Raw genomic sequence first — 19,252 nt, forward strand, 5'->3', positions numbered from 1 at the left:
TTGTGGATATCTCTCACTCTCCACAGTTGTGGACATCCGTCGACAGGACCTCCCTCTCCCCCGTCATCTCGCGGTTCTGCTCGGGATGATGCACCCGCTGCCCTTTGAGTTATCCACAGGTACACGATACCTGTGGATACGCGAGGGCCTTCGTTTCACGTGAAACCTTCGCTCTACCCCACTGGCTCGTGGCTCTGCCACCGCTGTCCCGTTGGGGCAGGCGTAGAGGCTGCTGCCTTCTCGGTAGAGGCGCCCTGCTGACTCACACTTCGGACCGCTCCGGGGTAAGAAGCTTCGTCGTCTGGGCGCCCGCTGGCTCACTAGAGCCGCGGGGCTGTTGAGGGCCAAAACCGGCCCGATTTCGAAAAGCTGGAAGATGATCCTGACCGGCCTTTTTCGAGCCGGAATTCCACAGGAGCGATTCTAAGCCCTCGCGCCCTCGTAGCGGCGGTCGGAATCGGAGGAGATTTCCCTCTCGGAGGCACTCCTACCGTGCTCTTTCAGTGGCGTAGCGAAGTCCCAGCCATGTTTCACGTGAAACACGATTTGTGGCGACTCGTGCCGAGTGACGGACCATGTTGCCTTGTGTCCGGGTGTTGCGACGGCGAGAGTAGCGATGAGCCCTCGGTCCAGGGCGCGGCGTCGGATCGGTGCCCTCCTCCGCTCTGGAGTCGGAGCGCCGCCGCAGCTTGCGTGCGATAGTGGGGCGTCATCTCAGTTCTCATTCACCCCCTCCACCAGCAGCGACGCGCCCTGTTCGCTGTATAGACGGAGCCGCGGCGGTTGCCGAGTCTTGCGTGCACGCCGCTGCGGGAGTCACGCGTGGGAGGTTCTCGCCTGCATTTCTGTTGCGTGTCGCTTCGCCACGTGGGACGCGGGCACCTAGGCCAACCCGATGCCCGTGCAGCGCCATGTTTCACGTGAAACGAGGTCGCGAACGACGCCGGAACGCCGTGCGGAGGTCGGCCGGAACGCGTACAGTTGTTGAGTACGGTTTCGGACGGAGGGTTTCACGTGAAACATCAGGACGCGGTGGTGAGAGCCTCATGACGGAGGTCTCCTTCGACTCCTCCACTCCCCTGGCTCGCGACCTAGCAGCGCTGACGCAGCGACGACAGGCTGTCGCGAAAGTAAAGGTTCCCAAGCCGGCGTCCACGCGGATCTTCACCATTTCAAATCAAAAGGGCGGCGTCGGCAAGACGACGACCACGGTGAATATCGCGGCGGCATTCGCCAAGCATGGCAACAAGGTTCTCGTCATCGATCTGGACCCCCAGGGAAACGCCTCTACTGCTCTCGGAGTGGACCACACGTCCGAAGTTCCGAGCGTTTACGACGTGCTGATCGATGACTTTCCCCTGCAGGAAGTCGTGCAGGTGAGCCCGGAGTCCGACAATCTCTTCTGCGTCCCCTCGACAATCCACCTCGCCGGCGCCGAGATCGAGCTCGTTTCGCAAGTCGCACGCGAGCATCGACTCCGCACCGCGCTCGACGAGTTCGTCACGGCAGCCCGGGAAGCCGGTGAACCCTGGGACTACATCTTCATCGACTGTCCGCCGTCGCTCGGACTCCTCACTATCAACGGCTTTGTCGCTGCAAACGAAGTGCTCATCCCCATCCAGTGCGAGTACTACGCGCTTGAAGGCCTCAGCCAACTGCTCAACAGCATTCACCTCATCCAGAAGCACCTCAATCCCGGACTGCACTTGTCCACCATCCTGCTGACCATGTTCGACTCGAGGACGAACCTCGCGAACCAAGTGGCTGACGACGTTCGGGCCCACTTCCCTGACGAGGTTCTGAAGGCCGTCATTCCGCGTGCCGTGCGCATTTCTGAGGCTCCGAGTTTCAGACAGACCGTCATCACCTACGATCCGAGCGGCATCGGCGCCGTGTCATATCTGGAAGCGGCGGCGGAGATCGCCCGCCGCGCTCCCAAGTCACCACAGAAGAAGGAACAGCAGTAATGGCCACACGACGTACCGGTCTGGGTCGCGGCATCGGCGCACTCATCCCCACCCAGACGGAGGGCCAGTCCCGCCCCGTCGACGTCTTCTTCCCCGATTCGTCCGCAACGGTGTCCGTCGGTGTCGACACGGCCGAGAAGGAAGCGACCGAACCCGAGAGCAATCTCAAGACAGTCCCGGGCGCCCAGCTTCTCGGCCTCAATCCCGACGACATCGCCCCGAACGCGAATCAGCCGCGCACCCATTTCGATCCGGACGACCTCGCCGAGCTCGTGCACAGCATTCGCGAGTTCGGAGTTCTGCAGCCGATCGTCGTACGCCCCAAGGACGCGGATAAGGGAACCTATGAGCTCATCATGGGCGAGCGTCGCCTCCGCGCGGCGAAGGAAGCAGGGCTCGACAGCATCCCCGCAGTCGTCAAGGACACCGCGGACGAGGCGATGCTGCGTGACGCTCTGCTGGAGAACCTGCACCGGTCGCAGCTGAATCCCCTTGAAGAGGCGTCGGCGTATCAGCAGCTCCTCGAGGACTTCGGAATCACCCAGGATCAGCTCGCCGACCGCATCGGCCGATCCCGACCGCAGATCACCAACACGATTCGCCTGCTGCGCTTGCCGACGGAGGTTCAGTCAAAGGTTGCGGCGGGCGTCCTCAGCGCGGGGCACGCTCGCGCGGTTCTGTCCGTCAGTGAGCCGGAGCTCATGGCGAGGCTTGCCGAGAAGATCATCAACGAAGACCTCTCCGTGCGTGCGGCCGAAGAGGCCGCGAAGCGGATGACGGCCGGTAAGCGGCCGAAGCCGCAGCCTGGTCAGCGCCGCGGCCAGCTCGACTCAATCGGAGAGCGGCTCGGCGACCGCTTGAACACCCGCGTCAAGGTGAACCTTGGGGCGAGGAAAGGCCAGATCATCGTCGATTTCGCTACGATCGGCGACCTCAATCGCATCCTTGCGGAGATCGGCGAGGAACCCTACAGTGGGTGATACAGAAACCAGCGTTCCGGCCTCGGCCTGAAGCGCAAGTAGGGCGACTGGAAATCCGGTCGCCCTTCTTGTTCGCCGACTGGCGGCATCCGCTCTATTCGTTCGCAGCCGCCTGCGCGAGCGCGTCGTACACACTCGCCAGGGTGAGACCTGCCGCCTCGATCGCGAGGGGCACGAGCGAGGTCTCGGTGAGTCCGGGGAGCATGTTCGCCTCGAGGAACCAGACGGTTCCCTCGGCGTCCACGATCACGTCGATGCGAGAGATGTGGCGAAGCCCCAAGAGCTCGTGCACAGCCACCGCCGTCTCGGCTGCACGTTCGGCGACCTCATCGGAGATGCGAGCGGGCGTGTAGAAAGTCGTCTCACCGGCGTTGTAGCGGGCCTCGAAACTGTATACGCCGGAGATCGGCTCGATCTCGACGGCGGGCAGTGCGCGCGGACCCGAGCCGGTGTCGATGACGGCGATGGCCAGTTCGACGCCCGTGACCTTCTGCTCCACCAGAGCGGTGTCTGAGTAGGTGTAGGCGTCCACCATGGCGCGGGGCAGATCGCTCGGGTCATCCACGATCGTCACGCCCTGAGCCGATCCGCCCTGAGCGGGCTTCACGACGGCGGGGGTGCCGATGCCGGAGAGGACTTCGGAGAGCACTCCCCCGGCGCCCAGCTCCCGGAACGTCGCTTGCGGCAGCGCGAGCCACTTCGGAGTCGCAAACCCCGCGCGGTCGACGAGGACCTTCGCGGTCGGTTTGAACCATGCGAGTCCGGCTGCCTCGGCGTGGGAGCCCACGTAGCGGATGCCGCGGGCACGTAGCAGCGCCTGGAGAGCGCCGTCTTCCCCGCTTGCGCCGTGCAGTGCCGGCCACACGACGTCCGGCCTGTTCTCGGTGACGTCGCTCAGCAGTGTGGCGTTGGGTTCACGCAGGGTGACGGCGTGACCGGTGCGGCGCAGCTCGTCGCTCAAGCGTGCGCCGGAGCGGAGGGAGACATCGCGCTCGTGCGAGATGCCGCCAGCGAGAACGGTCACGGAAAGGGCAGATTTATCAGTCATGATCAGGCTTTCTGTCTCGTGATCGTTCAGGACATGTTGGGCGGCGGGGCGTTGAAGCTCTGCGACGATCGGCGAGTGGTCAACGGACCGGAGCTCGTGAACGTGTGCAGAAGGTCGAGCTCGCCGTTGACAACGTTTGCCAAGCGCCGGATTCCCACGCGGATCTGCTCGGGAGTCGGATAGCAGAACGAGAGCCGGATGTTCTGTCGTCCTCCCCCGTCGGCGTAGAAGGCGGTGCCGGGCGTATACGCGACGAGCTCCTTCACCGCACGCGGAAGCATCGCCTTCGAGTCGAGGTCGTCGGGCAGCGTGAGCCAGACATAGAACCCGCCGTTCGGATTCGTCCACGTGCAGCCGGGCAGATACTCCTCAAGGGCGGAGATCATTGTCTCCTTGCGCTCTTTGTACACGCCTCGGAAGGTATTGATCTGGCCCTTCCAGTCGGCTTGGCTCAAGTACTCGGAGATGACCATCTGGCTGAACGAGGAAGGGCACAGGATGGCGGCTTCGTTCGCGAGAATCAGCTTCTCGCGGATCGCGTGCGGGGCGAGAGCCCAGCCGACGCGGAATCCGGGAGCGAGGGTCTTCGAGAATGTGCCGAGGTAGACCACCCCGTCCTCATCCAAGGACCGGATCGCGTTCGGCGGCTGCTGGTTGAAATAGAGAAGCCCGTACGGGTTGTCCTCAAGGACGAGGATGCCGTTCTCCTGCGCGATCTGCAGGATCTCGGCCCGGCGCTCCGCGGCGAGCGTGACGCCGGCGGGATTGTGGAACGTGGGAATCGTGTAGAGGAACTTGAGGCGCCGCCCCTCGGCCTTGAGCTGCGCGATGCGTTCTCGCAGCGCCTCGGGGATCAGGCCGTTGTCGTCCATCGGGACGTGGGCGACCTCTGCCTGGTAGCTCTTGAAGATGACCATCGCGGTCACGTAGCTCGGGCCCTCGGACAGAACGACGTCACCGGGGTCGAGGAAGAGCTTGCTGAAGAGCTCGAGGGCGTGCTGGCTTCCGGTCGTCACGACGATGTCGGATGCGCTGGCCTTGATGCCCTCAAGGGCCATGACGTCGAGAATCTGTTCACGCAGCTTCGGCACGCCCTGGCCGGAGCCGTACTGCAGCGCCGTCGGGCCTTCATCACGCATGACAGTGGACATGGCGTTTGTGACGAGGTCCTCCGGCAGCGCGGACACATACGGCATGCCGCCGGCGAGGGAGACGACTTCGGGGCGCGAGGCCACGGCGAACAAGGCGCGCACTTCGCTGGCGGACAGCCCGGCGGCCCGCGCCGCGTAGCTGGAGTACCAGGGATCGAGATTGTTTCCGGGTGCGGTGGGGCGGCCTTGTTCTGACACGTGAATCCGTTTCTGCTTTGCTTTCATGGTAGTCGGGGATGCTGGACGTTGCGGCCGCGTGGTTTGCGGCTTAAACGACAAGTGACCCGTCCGGACGAGCCGGACGGGTCACTCGAGTGTCGTCGGCTACGCCAAGTAGGCGGCCAGGTCGGCCTCGAGGGCGGCCTTGGGCTTTGCACCGATGATCGAGGTCGCAACCTCGCCGTTCGAGAACACCTTCATCGCGGGGATGGAGGTGATCTGGTACTTCATAGCCAGGTTCGGGTTCTCGTCGACGTTCACCTTGACGATGTCGAGCTTGTCGCTGTTCTCCGAGGCGATCTGGTCGAGGATCGGAGACACCATGCGGCAGGGTCCGCACCAGGCGGCCCAGAAGTCCACGAGGACGGGCTTGTCAGAGTTCAGGACCTCGGTCTCGAACGTCTGCTCGGTCACTGCACGAGCGGTCATTATCTCTCCTTTGTTGGATTCTGCAGCAGCGGCGGGTTTCGCCGCTCAGGCACTGATCTGGTCGGCTACCGGCTCCGGCTCTCCGGCTTCATGGAGAGCGGCGAGGTAGTGCTCGGCGTCCAGCGCAGCGACGGTACCGCTGCCGGCAGCGGTCGCGGCCTGGCGATACGTCGGGTCGATGACGTCGCCTGCGGCGAACACGCCAGCGAGGTTTGTCTTCGACGAGCGTCCCTCGACGGCGATCGTGCCCTCGGGGGTGAGGTCGAGCTGGCCGTGCACGAGGTGCGTGCGCGGGTCGTTGCCGATGGCGACGAACAGGCCCTGCACGTCGAGTGCGGATTCGGCACCGTCCACCGTGTTGCGCAGGGTCAGTCCGGTGACCGAGTCCTCGCCGGAGATGCCGACGACCTCGTTGTTCCAGACGAACTCGATCTTCGGGTTGGTGAAGGCGCGCTCCTGCATGATCTTCGAGGCGCGAAGCTTGTCGCGGCGGTGCACGACGTACACCTTGTCGGCGAAGCGCGTGAGGAAGGTCGCCTCCTCCATCGCCGAGTCTCCTCCGCCTACGACAGCGATCGTCTTGCCCTTGAAGAAGAAGCCGTCGCAGGTGGCGCACCAGCTGACGCCGCGGCCCGACAGGCGCTCCTCGTCAGCGATGCCGATCTTGCGGTAGGCAGAGCCGGTCGCGACGATGACGGTGCGGGCCTTGTACGTGTCCCCGAGCATCGTCTTGACGACCTTCACCGGTCCATCGAGCTGCACCGAGTCGACGTCGTCATAGATGACCTTGGCGCCGAAGCGCTCCGCCTGGGCCTGCATGTTGGCCATCAGATCCGGTCCCTGGATGCCCTCGGGGAAGCCCGGGAAGTTCTCGACATCCGTCGTGTTCATGAGCTCGCCGCCTGCCTCGACCGAACTCGCGATGACGATCGGCCCGAGTTCGGCGCGCGCGGCGTAGATCGCTGCCGTGTATCCGGCCGGCCCCGATCCGATGATGATGACGTTGTGCACGCGCGGCTCCTTACGTTGTTGTCGCCCAGTAGAACACAGTGTAGTCAGCCAGTATTCCTGGCTACCTACCGAGCTTGCGGCGCAACGGGGCAAGTGCTCCCTTGAGATCGGGCGAGCGCGTGACGATGAGGATTCCGAAGTAGATCACGGCCATCACGATTCCCACGACAGCCATCGTCACGACGGCGCCGATCACGCTCCCGACGGCGAATCCGTCCTCCCGCGTAGCGCCGAGAAGCCACGTGATGAGCCAGCCGACGGCTGCAGCGGGAATCGCGGCGAGGACAAAGCGGCCGATCGCCAGGAGCACGGCGCGCGCCCCGAGCCCTCCGATCTTTCGGCGTAGGAAGAGATAGCCGACCGTCATCTGCGCCACGCCGGCGATGGAGATGGATGCGGCGAGCCCGAAGCCGATCCATTCCCTCGGCAGCAGCGAGCAGCTGACGGCGAGAGCGATGAAGAGGGCGGACTGCACGACGGTGGAGAAGAAGGGAGTGCGCGTGTCGCCGAGCGCGTAGAAGGTGCGCTGGATCACGAAGAGGAGAGTGAACGGAAGCAGATCGCCGAGGTACGCGAGGATGACGAGCGCCATCTGGCCCGCCTGCTCGATCTTTCCCGTGAAGAGGCTGGAGAAGGGCAGGGCCACGACGGCGATGACGGCGCCCGCCAGGACGATCAGCACGGTTATCTGGCGTGCGGCACGAGCGACGTCCTCCTTCATCGCTTCGATGCGCCCGGCGTGCGCGTGCTCCGCGAGGCGCGTGAAGTAGGCGGTCGCGACGGAGACGGCGATCACCGAGTGCGGCAGCATGATGATGAGCCACGAGGCCTGCAGCGCCGCTGTGGACGCGCCCTGACCGGCAGCGAGGAACGAGACGTTCGTCTGTACGACGCCGCCCAGCTGGGTGAGCAGGAGCGACGCGAACGTCCAGCCGGCGAGCTTGCCCGTCTTCCGCAGGCCGATTCCGCGCCAGCGGAAGTCGGGACGGTAGCGCAGGCCGATGCGGCGCCAGAAGAGAAAGAGGACGAGTGCTTGAGCGGCGATTCCGGCCGTCGCGGAGCCGGCGAGAAGCGTGATCATGCCGTCCGTCCACTCGGTGACGAGACGATGACCGGCCGGGTCGGCGCCGAAGATGAGCATGAACGCGACGAGACCGAGCATGGCGATGACGTTGTTGAGCGCGGGAGCCCACGTGAACGGGCCGAACAGCTTGTGTGCGTTGAGGATCTCGCCGAGGAGCGAGTACAGGCCGTAGAAGAACACCTGGGGGAGGCACCAGTACGCGAAAGCCGTCGCGAGGGCACGCGCCGCCGGGTCGATCTCGCCGCTCGTGAGGTAGATGTTGATGATGAACGGCGCCGCGAGGCAGACCAGCAGGGTCACCCCGAGCAGGATCGCCACCGCGACAGTGAGCAGCTTGTTGATGTAGGCGCGGCCGCGGTCTTCGCTGACGATCGCCCGGACGATCGTCGGCACGAGTATGGCGCTGAAGACGCCACCGGCGACGATGGAGTAGATCTGATTCGGGAGCTGGTTGGCGACGCCGAACGCGTCAGCGCTCGCGCTCGCCACGCTGCCGATCGCGCTTGCGAGCAGCACCGCCTTAATGAAGCCGAGGACCCGCGAGACGACAGTCCCGGAGGCGAGGAAAAGGCTCGCCCGGCCGATCGACTCCTCTCTCCCCGTCGCCTCAGTCATCGGCATCCTTCACGACGGAGGCGTCGGCCGGCGTGGGGCCCTCTCCCGGCGTGCTGTGACGGTTCTCGCGACGGCGACGGTGGATCGTGCGGATGAGGCCGAACACGAACAGCAGCGTGACGCCGGTCACAAGGATGATGGTGCCGATCCGCTCCCAGTCGGCCCGGACGGTGACCGGCACCGTCGAGCTGTCGGCGATCGGGACCCCGCTCGGGCTGAACAGCTCGAGGCGGAGGTTCACGTCGCCGTTTCCGAGCCGAGCCGTCACGGGGATGGCGACGGCCTGCTGCGTCTGAGCGGGGATCTCGGTGACATCCGAGGAGGTCACGACGAGGCGGGGGTTGTCCGGTGAGGCGCGCATGACGACCTTCACCGGCAGGTCGAGGGAGTTGCGGACCGAGATCTTTATCGAGATCTGGTCGGCGATCATGAGGATGGGGCTCGATCGCACGATCGTGATGGAGTCGAGGGTCTTCGCGGTCGCGGTCTCGAACGCGCTTCTCGCATCGTCCCAGCCGGAGGCGTCGTCGCGCCAGCCGACTGAATACAGTGCGAGCTTGGCGGCATCCTGCCGGCCGATCAGGATGCTCGGGTCTTCGAGGACGCTCGAGAACGCGGCGATCGCTTCGTCGTGCGACGCCGCTTGACGGAAGGCGTCGAGTCGTGAATCCGACTGCGCGGCGTCCGTGATGGCGACCGCGGAATCGCTGCTCGGGTCGATATCGCTGAGCGGCACCGGCGTGACGGTCTGCAGGGTGCCGAGCCGGCTCAGCACGGAGGAGAGGCGCGCGGAGCTCGTGGGCCAGGTGCGGTCAAGGGTCAGCAGCACGTGGCGCTTGTCGGCTCCCGGCTCACCCGACATGACGGCGAGCTCCGCACTGAGCGCCGCGAGGGCGTCTGACTGAGCCGTGTCGCCCGTCGCGGTCACGGCGCGGCGCAAGGCCGCGGAGGCGGCGGAGTCGGCGACGTAGACCGCTTCACCCTCGGCGGTTCCGGCGGCGGGGACGGTCGTGCGCTCCCCCGCTGATGTGTTCGAAGACGCGATGATCGCCGGCCCGGCCTCGGCTGCGGCGAGGCTCTTGAGGTCGGCCCGGGTCACGGTATTGTCGGCGGGCCAGACCATCGAATCGAAGGTGTACGGGAAGTCGAGCAGAGACTCGAGCGTGGGAATGCCGTCGGCGTCGGTGGTCGGCTCGGGATCGGGCGTCGACTCGAGGGAGCTCGTGCCCGGAGTCCCCGTCGACTGCGTCGCCGGGGCGGTGGGCTTCGGGGGCGAGAAGTTCGCCGGGTCGAGGCCGTACTCGAGCGAGCTCGGAGCGAGGAGGCTCGTCGCCCCGGACTGCAGCTGCGCCGTCGGGTCAGCGTCTGCATACTGCAACGGGAATGTGTCATTCGAGGCGGCCGCGAGGCGCGCCAGCCAGTCGACGGCGGACTCCGGCGCCGCTGAGCCGAGCGCGTGGATAGAGGCGACGATGCGTGGGTCGATGCCCAAGGCGATGGGCCGATTCATCGCGCCGTCGAGCTGCTGCGTCAGGATGCCGTCCGGCTCCGTCGCGGACGCGAGAGTGTCTGCGTCGATCAGGCCGTCAGTGCTGGGAGGAATCGTGATCGGCATCGCGACCGACACGTTTAGGCGGGCCGAAGGAGCCGCGGGCGCGTACACGAAGGCGTCACGAGACTGCGCCGTCGTCATGCCAGCAGCATATGTTCCCGAAAGAGCATATGCGCCGAAGTCGTCGGGGAGTTTGAGTTCAGATGCTTCGATCGTGATCGGCGTGCTCGTCCACGTGGCGTGCGGGGACAACTCTGGGACGTCGATGGTGTCGACGGTGACGGGCGTGCTCGTCGACTCGTTGCCCGGGGTCAGGAACGCGCCGAGCGCGGCGCGCGAGCCGAACGGGCGGTCGGCCGCGGCGAGGATCACATGCCCCGCGGGAACGAGGTCCGTCGTCGGGTTCGACACCGTGAGGCTCACGCGGAAGGACCCGTCGGGGCCGAGCGGAGTGTCGAGAAGCTCAGCGTCGAGAGTGACGGCGGAGTCTTCTGTCACCGCGGCGGCGGGCTCGGGCGCGCCGGCGAGGGACGACAAAGCGACGGCGGTGAGGGCGGCCGCGCACGCGAGAGTCGTTCGAAGATTCATAGGCTTGGCAAGCAATCGCTCGTGCGAGGGCTCAGCCGATTCTACGTTGCCGTGACACAGCGCTGCCTGAACGCGGCGCCGACTCACTCCTCGCGGTGTCGGGTGGCCGGTTCGGCGGGCGAGACTTGCGCATGGTCGAGCTGACCCGCGAGCCGCCACACGGCGTGCGTGAGCACGGGATGCCGATGCGCGATCTCACGGAGGATCTCATACTCGAGGCGATCCGCGGACGCGCGAAGCTCAGCGGCATCCGCTCGCGACGTCTCGGACGCGAGCCGCGCGAGCAGATACTCGGCTGTCTTGCCTTGCGCGTCGAGAGCCTCATCGCGCAGCGCGACGACGACGAGCTCGTCGACGGTGGGCAGCTCCTGGAGGAACTCCCAGGGATCTTCACCGTCGCGCGCATGGTGCTCGATGAGCACGTCGAGCTCGAGCCGGGCGTCGGCGCGCAGCCGAACGATGTCGAGGCTCATGCCGTCTCCGCCTTCCGTCACTCGTGCCGTGTGCTGCGATTAAGCCTACGACGCGGGCGGCCGCCGCGTGGTTCACGTGCCGCGGACGGGGGCAACAGCGTCCCCTGTTGCGTCGGCGGGACGATGTGCCACGATGGCATATGGTCACATCACGATTGAGCGACAGCACCCTGCAGCACTTCACGGACGTGCTGCAGAGACGCAAGGCCGAACTGCTGCACCAGATGGGTGCCAACGACGAGTCCCTCGTGCAGGTTCGGCAGTCGCTCGGTGAGGGGACCAACGATGACGAGCACGACCCCGAGGGTCCGACCATGTCGGAGGAGTGGTCGATGCTGACGGGACTGCAGGCCGAGGCGCGATCGGAGCTGCGTGAACTCGACAGTGCGCTCGAACGCATCGAAGCCCGCGACTACGGGCTCTGCGCGGCGTGCGGCAACCCGATCGGCCGGCCGCGGCTCGAGGCGCGACCGTATGCGACGCTGTGCATCGAGTGCGCCCGCAAGGCGGAGGCGCGATAGCGGGCGCTAGGCCGTCTGGGCGAGCACGAGCGGAAGCACGGCGGCGGCGCCCGCGTGACGGAGAAGCCGCCCGGCGACAGTGACGCTCCACCTGCTGTCGGCGCGGTCGTCGACGAGCAGCACCGTCCGCCCCTCGATCTGCTCGCGCACGTGCTGGGGAACGCCGAAGCGGTTCCACACGGCGGCGAGGCGGAAGACGCTGTTGCCGCCGGTGCCGCTTGCGGCATCCGTCCCCGACTCGAGCTCCCCGAGGTAGGGGAGCCGGCCGATGGCGGCGATGCCCCGGGCGAGCGAGTCGACGAGCTGCGGGCGGCTGTGCGAGGGAAGGGAGACGACGGCGTCGGGGCGCGCGTCCCAGCGCCAGTCGGCGAGCACGCGCACGCACGCGTCGAGCATCGCGCTGTCGATCGGGGCGTCGGGCGCGCCCTCGCGGAACAGCTCGCGCAGAGGCCCGCCCCAGCCGAGGTCGGTGAGCCGCGCGAGGGCGCGGCCCGGCTCGACGCGCTCCTCGGCGGGGATGCGACCGGAGACCGGGAGCCCGACCCTGTCGGCACCCGTCGGCCACATGGCACGCGGATCGAGAACGACGCCCACGCGATTGAGACCCGAGGACGCGGCTTCGGTCGCGGACTCGTCGAATCCGCTCGGATACCAGGGACCGGCGCACACGTCGCAGCGCCCACACTCGATGGCGCTGTCGTCGTCGAGTTCACGCTGCAGGAAGGCCATGCGGCACGAATCGGTGGTCTCGTACGCGATCATCGCGTCCTGCTCCGCCACGCGCTCGGCGGCAATGCGCTCGTAGCGCTCACGATCGTAGGTCCACGGCGCACCGGTCGCGACCCAGCCTCCCGAGACGCGACTCACGGCGCCGTCGACGTCGAGCACCTTGAGCAGAAGCTCGAGGGCGCTGCGCTTGAGATCGACCCGCGCTTCGAGAGCGGGAGTCGACAGCGGCGCCGGCGCCGCGCCGAGCTCCGCGATGACGGCGTGGGCGGCCTGTTCGTCGGGCATCGACGCGGTCGCGAAGTAACGCCAGATCGCCCGGTCTTCCTCACCCGGGAGAAGGAGGACGTCGGCGGTGTCCGTCGCGCGCCCCGCGCGCCCCACCTGCTGGTAGTAGGCGACGGGTGACGACGGGGCGCCGAGGTGGATCACGAACCCGAGGTCGGGCTTGTCGAAGCCCATGCCGAGCGCGCTCGTCGCGACAAGCGCCTTCACGGCGTTGTCTTTGAGGGCCTGCTCGGCGTGCTCGCGCTCGGCCGGATCGGTGCGGCCCGTGTAGGCGAGCACATTGTGCCCGGCCTCCCGCAGCAGCCGCGCCGTGTCGTCGGCGGAGGACACGGTGAGGGCGTAGATGATGCCGCTGCCGGGCATGTCGCCGATGTGGCTGAGCAGCCAGGCCAGGCGAGCCGCGTTGTCGGGGAGCGAGAGCACGCCTAGTCGGAGGGAGCGGCGCGCGAGGGGGCCGCGGATGGTGAGCACGTCGCCGCCGCCCGCACTCAGCTGCTCGGCGACGTCGGTGACGACGCGCTGGTTGGCCGTCGCCGTCGTGGCGAGAACGGGGACGCCGTCTGGCATGCGCGCGACGAGGTCGCGCAGCCGGCGGTAGTCGGGCCGGAAATCGTGGCCCCAGTCCGAGATGCAGTGCGCCTCGTCGACGACGAGAAGACCGGTGCGGCGCACGAGCTCCGGCAGCTGCTCCTCGCGGAAGCGCGGATTGTTGAGCCGCTCGGGCGAGACCAGCAGCACGTCGATCTCGTCGTTCTGCAGCCCCGCGATGACGTCGTCCCACTCGTGCGCGTTCGCGGAGCTGATGGACGCTGCTCGAACGCCCGCTCGCGCCGCCGCCGCGACCTGGTCGCGCATGAGCGCGAGGAGGGGCGACACGAGGATCGAGGGCCCGGCTCCCCTGCGCCGCAGCAGGAGGGTCGCGACAAAGTACACGGCAGACTTGCCCCAGCCGGTGCGCTGCACGACGAGCGCGCGCCGACGCTCGTCGACGAGGGCGGAGATCGCCTCGAACTGTCCCTCGTGGAACTCGGCGTCGTCGCTGTTCACCAGGGTGCGGAGAACCTCGAGAGCCTCGGTACGCGTGTCGGTCGTCGCGGCGGAGGTCATGAGCCTCACGGTACCGGGCGCGGCTGACAGGCACGCGTGCGCGGTCGGGCCGGTGGAGAACGCGGCGCACTGCCCACGGCGCCTGTGGAGAGTGCGGTGTTATCCACAGATCGGGCCGCGAGCGGCATCCGACCCCGATTGACTCGCGAGGATCGGCCCATGACGATCAGTGCTGATGAAGCGGCGGCGACCCCGCTGACGACGGACGAGGCCATCGCGGAACGCGTGCAGATGCTCATCGGGCGGGCGATCCGGCGAACGTGGTGGCTGCTGTTTCTCGACGACGACGATCGGCAGCTTCCCCTGATGATGCCGGTCGACGACTACCCGCTCGTGCCCGACGCCGTGTCCGCCGACGGCAGCGCCGACTTCGTGCGCTCCGCGATGGAGGGCGTCGGCGCCCGACACGTGATCTTCGTGTGGGAGCGACCGGTCGGAGCGGGAATCACCGGGCCCGACCGTGCGTGGGCGAGCCTGCTCGCCGACGGATGCCGCGAGCGGGGGCTGAGCGTGCGAGCGCAGCTCATCAGCCACCGGCAGGGCGTGCGCTGGCTCGCTCCCGACGACTACGCCGAGCACAGCGTCGCCTCGTGAGCGGCCCTGCGAGAATGAAGCGTGACTCTCATCGACAGTTTGCGCTCGGATCTGCGTTCCGCGGGATACACGGTGGCCGCCGTCTCGGCGCTGTGGGGCGAGGAGGCCGCCGCTGCCCTGCACCGCGGGCAGCGCGTTCCGGCCGTGCGGGCGCTCGATTCTGCAGAGGACTCCCCTCTCGCCACTCTGGCCCGCATGTTTCTGCTCGGCCTCGACAGCGACCCCGACGCCGTCGGCCGAGCGCTGCCGTCGCTCGGCGTGGAGGGCGCGACCGCGCTCGGACTGGCGGCGACCGTGCCCGGCGGCATCCGGGCCCGCCGTGACCTGCGGCCATACGCCTTCGTGGACTCCACCGGTGAGGGAAGCTGGTGGATCGTGTCCGATCTCGGTGAGCTCGCGCTCGGGCACGCGCTCGGCGAGGATCACGTGCTCGGCGTCGGCGGCGCGTCGCTCACGCTGTCGGGCCTCATGCTGCAGCGGCCCGTGAGCCGCGTTCTCGACCTCGGCACGGGGTGCGGCATCCAGGCGATGCACGCCGCGCGCCACGCTGAGCACGTCGTGGCCACCGACATCTCGCGCCGTGCCCTCGAGATCGCGCGGCTCAATGCGGAGCTCAACGGCATCGGAAACATCGAGTTCCGGCACGGCAGCCTCTTCGAGCCGGTCGCGGGCGAGCGCTTCGACCAGATCGTGAGCAACCCGCCGTTCGTCATCACGCCGCGGCGGCCCGGCGTTCCCGAATACGAGTACCGCGACGGCGGCATGGTCGGCGACGAGCTCGTGCGCGCCGTGATCGCCGGCTGCGCGACGCATCTCGAGCCGGGCGGGACGGCGCAGATGCTCGGCAACTGGGAATACCACTCGGATGCCGCGGGCCTCGACCGCGCGCGCGGCTGGGTCACGGCGCTCGAGGCCGAGCGGACGCCCCTCGACGCCTGGCTCATCGAGCGCGAGGTGCAGTCCCCCGAGGAGTACGCCGAGACGTGGATCCGCGACGGCGGCACGCGCGCGGGAAGCGCAGCGTTCGACGAGCTGTACGACGCGTGGCTCGCCGACTTCGAGGCGCGCGACGTGCGCGCTGTCGGCTTCGGCTACGTCATTCTGCGCCGTCCCGTCACCCCGGAGGCTCCGCGATGGAACCTGTTCGAGCGGTTACACACCGCGACGGGCGAGAACGAGACGGGGCTCGGCGTGCACATCGCCGCGTGCATCGACGCCCGCGACCGGGAGGCCGCCCTCAGCGACGCCGAGCTCGCGGCATCCGCTCTCATGCGTGCCGCGGACGTGACGGAAGAACGCCACTACTGGCCGGGAAGCGACGACCCGCAGGCGATGCTGCTGCACCAGGGCGGCGGATTCGGGCGCACCGTTCCCCTGGACACGGCACTTGCCGCGCTGCTGGGAGCGTGCGACGGCGAACTGCCGCTCGGCGTGCTCGTTGCCGCCATCGCGCAGCTGCTCGAGGTGGACGAGTCCGCGCTCGCCGCGCAGCTGCTGCCGCGCGTGCGCGAGCTCATCGGCACGGGAATGCTGCTCTTCGCCGTCTGAGGCGACGCGCCGCAAAGATAAGGCATCTGCCCGATGGGACGGACCCGCCTTAGCTCGCACTCTGGGGATATCGCAGAAGGGTCCTCAAGGAGTGAGCAGCATGTACGAATCGCCAGAGCTCTACTACGACACGGTATGGCGCGAGCGGGAGCGTGAGCTCGAGCAGCGGATAGCGTGGCGGCGGGCGGCAGAGGAGAGTCCCGAACGCGTGGTGCCGAGCCGGCTGTCCCTGCTGCGCGAGCGGGCCGTAACCGCCCTGAGGGGTGTCTTCCGGGCGCGTCGGGAGAGAGCGGCGCGCACTCGGGAGGCGGCATCCTCGCCCGAGCCGTGCCCCACGGCGCTGCCGTGACCCTCGCGGACAGCTCCCTCACCCTCCCGAGCGTCGGAGGGGCGTGCAACGATGGAAGCATGGCCACTTCGAGCGCCACCATGGTGGGCCGCGGCGCCGAGCTCGCTCGTCTGCATGACACCTTCGAGCGGAGCGCGGCGGGCGAGCCCCAGGCCGTGCTCGTCTCGGGCGAGGCCGGCATCGGGAAGACGCGACTGCTGAGCACGTTCGGCGAGGAGGTCTCCTCGCGGGCGAACGTGCTCGTGGGGCAGTGCATCGATCTCGGCAGCACGCCGACGCCGTACGGTCCGCTGATCCCCGTCCTGCGCGGCATCGTCGCCGGGATGGGCGCCGAGGCGGCGTTGAGCGCCGCCGGGCCCGGCCGTGATGCGCTGCTCCTGCTGCTTCCCGAACTCGGCGACGGCCCCGTCAACGCGGACGAGGTGAGCGCCGCCCGGCTGCGTGAGGTCGTCGTCGTGCTGATCGAGGAGTACGCCGAGCGCGCGCCGCTCGTGCTCATGATCGAAGACCTGCACTGGGCGGATGCCTCGACCCTCACGATGCTCCGCTTCATGCTGCGCGCCATCACGGGGGCGCGGCTCCTGCTCGTTCTGAGCCTGCGCAATGAAGACGTGCGCCGCGGTCACCCCGTGCGAGAGTTCGTCATCGAGGGTGAGCGTGCGCGCCTGCTCGAGCGCATCGAGCTCGATCGGCTCGACCGTGACGATGTGCGCGAGCTCGTGGAACAGATCCTCACCCGGCCGGTCGACGCCGACGCGCTCGAGCGCGTCGTGGATCGGGCGGAGGGCGTCCCGTTCTACGTGGAGGAGCTCGCCTGCTGCAGCGACGGGCCCATGCCCGAGACGCTGCGCGACCTCCTGCTCGCCCGGTACGACCAGCTCGACGAGTCGGCGCAGCGCATCGTGCGGGTCATCTCGTGCGCCGAGGGCTGGCTGACCCACCCCATCCTGAGCGCCGTCGCCGGAATGGCAGATGACGAATTGGATGCCGCCATCCGCCTGGCCGTGCAGGCGAACATCATCACCCTTGGCGCCGACTCGTACCGCTTCCGCCACGCGCTCCTGCGCGAAGCGGTGTACGAGGAGCTGCTGCCGGGCGAGCGCGGCCGCCTGCACCTCGCGTTCGCCACGACGCTCGAGCAGCACCCCGAGCTCGCTCCCTCCCCTGCGGCGATCGCCCACCACTGGCACGCCGCGCACGACTCGCGCCGTGCCCTTGCGGCATCCGTCACCGCAATGGACGCCGCGAAGGACGCCTACGCGTACGCCACCGCGTCCCGGCTCGGCGAGCTGGCGATCGAGCTGTGGGACGGCGTGCCGGATGCCGAAGAGGTGACGGGGACGACGAAGGTGCGGCTGCTCGCTCGCGTGGGCTCCGCGCTGCGCAACGCCGGCGAAGGCGAGCGGGCCCTTGCCACGGTGAGCGCCGCGCTCGAGGAGGCGGAGCGCACGCCCCAGCCGGCGGCGGTTCAGGTTCGCCTGCTTCGCGACAAGGCGCAGTACCTCGCGAACCTCGGCCGGCCGGGCTCGATCGAGCTGCTCACCGACGCGCTCGCGATGTTCGCCACCGGCGCGGGTGAGGCGGGAGAGTTGGAGGACGACCGGCTGCGGGCGGAGTTGCTCAACACACTCGCCGCGCGCTACATGGTCGCCGGCCGATCGCACGAAGCCATCGTGACTGCACGGGAGGCGTACGAGCTCGCCGAGCAGAGCGGCGACGACGCCGAGATGTCGATCGCGGCGAACCTCAGCGGCGTCTCGCGAGACGCACTGGGCGATGTGGCGGGCGCCCTGGACGACTTCGCCGTGGCCGGCAAGCACGCGGTGACGGAGAACTCGTTCCTGCGCTACAGCGTCAACTACTCGGACCTGCTGCTGAACGAGGGCCGCTACCGCGAGGCGGTCGAGGTCGCGAGGGCCGGCTATGAGCGCGCCCGCGAGCTCGGCGTCGAGCGCTCATCGGGAACGATGCTGCTGCACAACATGGTCGATCCCCTCCTGCTGCTCGGCGACATCGACGAGGCGGAGAAGCTGATCACGCGCAGCCTCGCCATGAACACGCTGCTCGTGTTCCAGGCCTACGCGCAGAAGACGAAGATCGAGGCGCTGCTGTGGCGGGGCGAACTCGCCGAGGCCGAGAGCCGGGCCCGCGACTGGCTGCCGGCGCTTCGCGCGATCGGCGCGGTGGAGCGACAGGTCTGGTACGCGCTCGCCGACGCCGAGGCGAGTGTCGCCGTCGCCGCAGGCGACATCCCCGCCGCCTGGCGCGTCTTCGAGCGCGTGCTCGCGGATCCGGGCCCGATCATGCTCGGCTATCATCGGCGGGCCCTCCTGCTCGCGGCGACCGTCGTGTCGCGACTGCGCGTCTCCCCCGGCGACCTCGGCGCGGATGACGTCGCGGCCGCCGCGGCCGCGGTCCAGGCGTCATGGCAGGCGATGCCCGACGCCGTGCGCACGGCGGAGTGGACGAGGATCATCGACGCGGCCCTCGCGATCCCCGACGCTGCAGCCGTCGACCGGCTCGAGGCCGCCCACGACGCGGCCGCGCACGAGAGCCTCCCGGCGACGGTGCCGCCGTTCCTCTGCCTGCAGCTGGCTCGCGCCCTCGTGGATGCCGGCGACAGGGCTCGGGCGCGCGAGCTGCTGCAGAGCGCGGCGAAAGCGGCATCCGCCCTCTCGCATATCGGCCTGCAACGCGAGGTCGCCGACTACGCCTCCGCCGCGGGACTCGAGGAGAACGACGCTGCCGGACCGCTCGGTCTCACGGCGCGCGAGCGGCAAGTGCTCGAGCTCGTCGCCGACGGGCTCAGCAACCGTCAGATCGGCGAGCGGCTGTTCATCAGCGCGAAGACCGCGAGCGTGCATGTCTCCGCGATCCTGCGAAAGCTCGGGGTCGCCACGCGCACGGAGGCCGCCGTTGCCGCAGGCCGGAACCCGAGAACGTGACGCCCAGCGCGCCGTTCACCGGCGGTTAGACTTCGTGTGCTCTCATGGAGAGAACCG

At 68.2% G+C, this 19,252-nt stretch carries 15 protein-coding genes; 7 read left to right on the plus strand and 8 right to left on the minus strand.

All coding sequences use genetic code 11. The features are described from left to right. The first annotated feature begins 1,046 nt into the window (after nt 1–1,046). Nucleotides 1,047–1,967 (plus strand): ParA family protein, encoded by a 921-nt coding sequence (locus tag BLV49_RS05700; RefSeq protein ID WP_091181150.1) that lies wholly within the window; start codon nt 1,047–1,049, stop codon nt 1,965–1,967. Next, on the plus strand, nt 1,967–2,947 hold the full coding sequence (locus tag BLV49_RS05705) for a ParB/RepB/Spo0J family partition protein (RefSeq protein WP_091181154.1): 981 nt from the start codon (nt 1,967–1,969) through the stop codon (nt 2,945–2,947). Before BLV49_RS05700 ends, BLV49_RS05705 begins: the two co-directional genes overlap by 1 nt. Before the next feature lie 94 nt (nt 2,948–3,041). On the opposite strand, the gene BLV49_RS05710 is transcribed toward BLV49_RS05705, so the two are convergent. The 7 genes from BLV49_RS05710 to BLV49_RS05740 form a co-directional block, all read right to left on the minus strand. After that, entirely contained in the window at nt 3,042–3,995 is a 954-nt protein-coding gene (locus BLV49_RS05710; RefSeq protein WP_091181158.1) for a D-alanine--D-alanine ligase family protein, read from the minus strand. Nucleotides 3,996–4,021: 26 nt separating this feature from the next. Continuing rightward, a complete protein-coding gene (locus tag BLV49_RS05715; RefSeq protein WP_176980736.1) occupies nt 4,022–5,371 on the minus strand; it encodes an aminotransferase-like domain-containing protein in 1,350 nt (449 codons plus the stop codon). Nucleotides 5,372–5,470: 99 nt separating this feature from the next. Next, on the minus strand, nt 5,471–5,794 hold the full coding sequence (trxA, locus tag BLV49_RS05720) for a thioredoxin (RefSeq protein WP_091181165.1): 324 nt from the start codon (nt 5,792–5,794) through the stop codon (nt 5,471–5,473). Nucleotides 5,795–5,839: 45 nt separating this feature from the next. Then, complete coding sequence (gene trxB, locus BLV49_RS05725) at nt 5,840–6,805, minus strand: thioredoxin-disulfide reductase (protein ID WP_091181169.1); 966 nt, start codon at nt 6,803–6,805, stop codon at nt 5,840–5,842. 61 nt (nt 6,806–6,866) lie between these two features. Continuing rightward, nucleotides 6,867–8,504: a murein biosynthesis integral membrane protein MurJ gene (gene murJ, locus BLV49_RS05730; protein WP_091181174.1), complete on the minus strand. Its 1,638-nt coding sequence runs from the start codon at nt 8,502–8,504 to the stop codon at nt 6,867–6,869. Further along, on the minus strand, nt 8,497–10,644 hold the full coding sequence (locus BLV49_RS05735) for a DUF6049 family protein (RefSeq protein ID WP_091181178.1): 2,148 nt from the start codon (nt 10,642–10,644) through the stop codon (nt 8,497–8,499). Before BLV49_RS05735 ends, murJ begins: the two co-directional genes overlap by 8 nt. Nucleotides 10,645–10,727: 83 nt before the next feature. Next, nucleotides 10,728–11,117 carry a hypothetical protein gene (locus BLV49_RS05740; protein ID WP_091181182.1) on the minus strand — a complete coding sequence of 130 codons (390 nt, stop codon included), beginning with the start codon at nt 11,115–11,117 and terminating at the stop codon, nt 10,728–10,730. Between the two features lie 140 nt (nt 11,118–11,257). Here BLV49_RS05740 and BLV49_RS05745 point away from each other — a divergent pair, with 140 nt between their 5' ends. Beyond that, nucleotides 11,258–11,638, plus strand: a complete 381-nt coding sequence (locus BLV49_RS05745; protein WP_245723543.1) for a TraR/DksA family transcriptional regulator — start codon at nt 11,258–11,260, stop codon at nt 11,636–11,638. Nucleotides 11,639–11,644: 6 nt separating this feature from the next. On the opposite strand, the gene BLV49_RS05750 is transcribed toward BLV49_RS05745, so the two are convergent. Next, the gene (locus BLV49_RS05750; protein ID WP_091181186.1) at nt 11,645–13,759 is read right to left on the minus strand and encodes a RecQ family ATP-dependent DNA helicase; all 2,115 of its coding nucleotides are present in this window, start codon (nt 13,757–13,759) and stop codon (nt 11,645–11,647) included. Nucleotides 13,760–13,918: 159 nt separating this feature from the next. Between BLV49_RS05750 and BLV49_RS05755 the strand changes: the two genes are divergently transcribed. From BLV49_RS05755 to BLV49_RS17315, 4 genes are all read left to right on the plus strand, one after another. Next, entirely contained in the window at nt 13,919–14,353 is a 435-nt protein-coding gene (locus tag BLV49_RS05755) for a hypothetical protein (RefSeq protein WP_091181189.1), read from the plus strand. 21 nt (nt 14,354–14,374) lie between these two features. Beyond that, nucleotides 14,375–15,901 carry a DUF7059 domain-containing protein gene (locus BLV49_RS05760; protein ID WP_091181193.1) on the plus strand — a complete coding sequence of 509 codons (1,527 nt, stop codon included), beginning with the start codon at nt 14,375–14,377 and terminating at the stop codon, nt 15,899–15,901. A gap of 100 nt (nt 15,902–16,001) precedes the next feature. Beyond that, nucleotides 16,002–16,250 carry a hypothetical protein gene (locus BLV49_RS05765; RefSeq protein ID WP_091181196.1) on the plus strand — a complete coding sequence of 83 codons (249 nt, stop codon included), beginning with the start codon at nt 16,002–16,004 and terminating at the stop codon, nt 16,248–16,250. 59 nt (nt 16,251–16,309) lie between these two features. Continuing rightward, complete coding sequence (locus BLV49_RS17315) at nt 16,310–19,195, plus strand: AAA family ATPase (RefSeq protein ID WP_143033976.1); 2,886 nt, start codon at nt 16,310–16,312, stop codon at nt 19,193–19,195. The last annotated feature ends 57 nt before the right edge of the window (nt 19,196–19,252 follow it).

It is taken from the genome of Paramicrobacterium humi, assembly GCF_900105715.1.
GTDB lineage: Bacteria > Actinomycetota > Actinomycetes > Actinomycetales > Microbacteriaceae > Paramicrobacterium > Paramicrobacterium humi.

What these genes read in the sequence shown, in the direction of transcription:
- BLV49_RS05700 (WP_091181150.1), top strand. Translation starts at nt 1,047, where the DNA reads ATGACGGAGGTCTCCTTCGACTCCTCCACTCCCCTGGCTCGCGACCTA.
- BLV49_RS05705 (WP_091181154.1), top strand. Translation starts at nt 1,967, where the DNA reads ATGGCCACACGACGTACCGGTCTGGGTCGCGGCATCGGCGCACTCATC.
- BLV49_RS05710 (WP_091181158.1), bottom strand. Translation starts at nt 3,995, where the DNA reads ATGACTGATAAATCTGCCCTTTCCGTGACCGTTCTCGCTGGCGGCATC.
- BLV49_RS05715 (WP_176980736.1), bottom strand. Translation starts at nt 5,371, where the DNA reads ATGAAAGCAAAGCAGAAACGGATTCACGTGTCAGAACAAGGCCGCCCC.
- trxA (WP_091181165.1), bottom strand. Translation starts at nt 5,794, where the DNA reads ATGACCGCTCGTGCAGTGACCGAGCAGACGTTCGAGACCGAGGTCCTG.
- murJ (WP_091181174.1), bottom strand. Translation starts at nt 8,504, where the DNA reads ATGACTGAGGCGACGGGGAGAGAGGAGTCGATCGGCCGGGCGAGCCTT.
- BLV49_RS05735 (WP_091181178.1), bottom strand. Translation starts at nt 10,644, where the DNA reads ATGAATCTTCGAACGACTCTCGCGTGCGCGGCCGCCCTCACCGCCGTC.
- BLV49_RS05740 (WP_091181182.1), bottom strand. Translation starts at nt 11,117, where the DNA reads ATGAGCCTCGACATCGTTCGGCTGCGCGCCGACGCCCGGCTCGAGCTC.
- BLV49_RS05745 (WP_245723543.1), top strand. Translation starts at nt 11,258, where the DNA reads ATGGTCACATCACGATTGAGCGACAGCACCCTGCAGCACTTCACGGAC.
- BLV49_RS05750 (WP_091181186.1), bottom strand. Translation starts at nt 13,759, where the DNA reads ATGACCTCCGCCGCGACGACCGACACGCGTACCGAGGCTCTCGAGGTT.
- BLV49_RS05755 (WP_091181189.1), top strand. Translation starts at nt 13,919, where the DNA reads ATGACGATCAGTGCTGATGAAGCGGCGGCGACCCCGCTGACGACGGAC.
- BLV49_RS05765 (WP_091181196.1), top strand. Translation starts at nt 16,002, where the DNA reads ATGTACGAATCGCCAGAGCTCTACTACGACACGGTATGGCGCGAGCGG.
- BLV49_RS17315 (WP_143033976.1), top strand. Translation starts at nt 16,310, where the DNA reads ATGGCCACTTCGAGCGCCACCATGGTGGGCCGCGGCGCCGAGCTCGCT.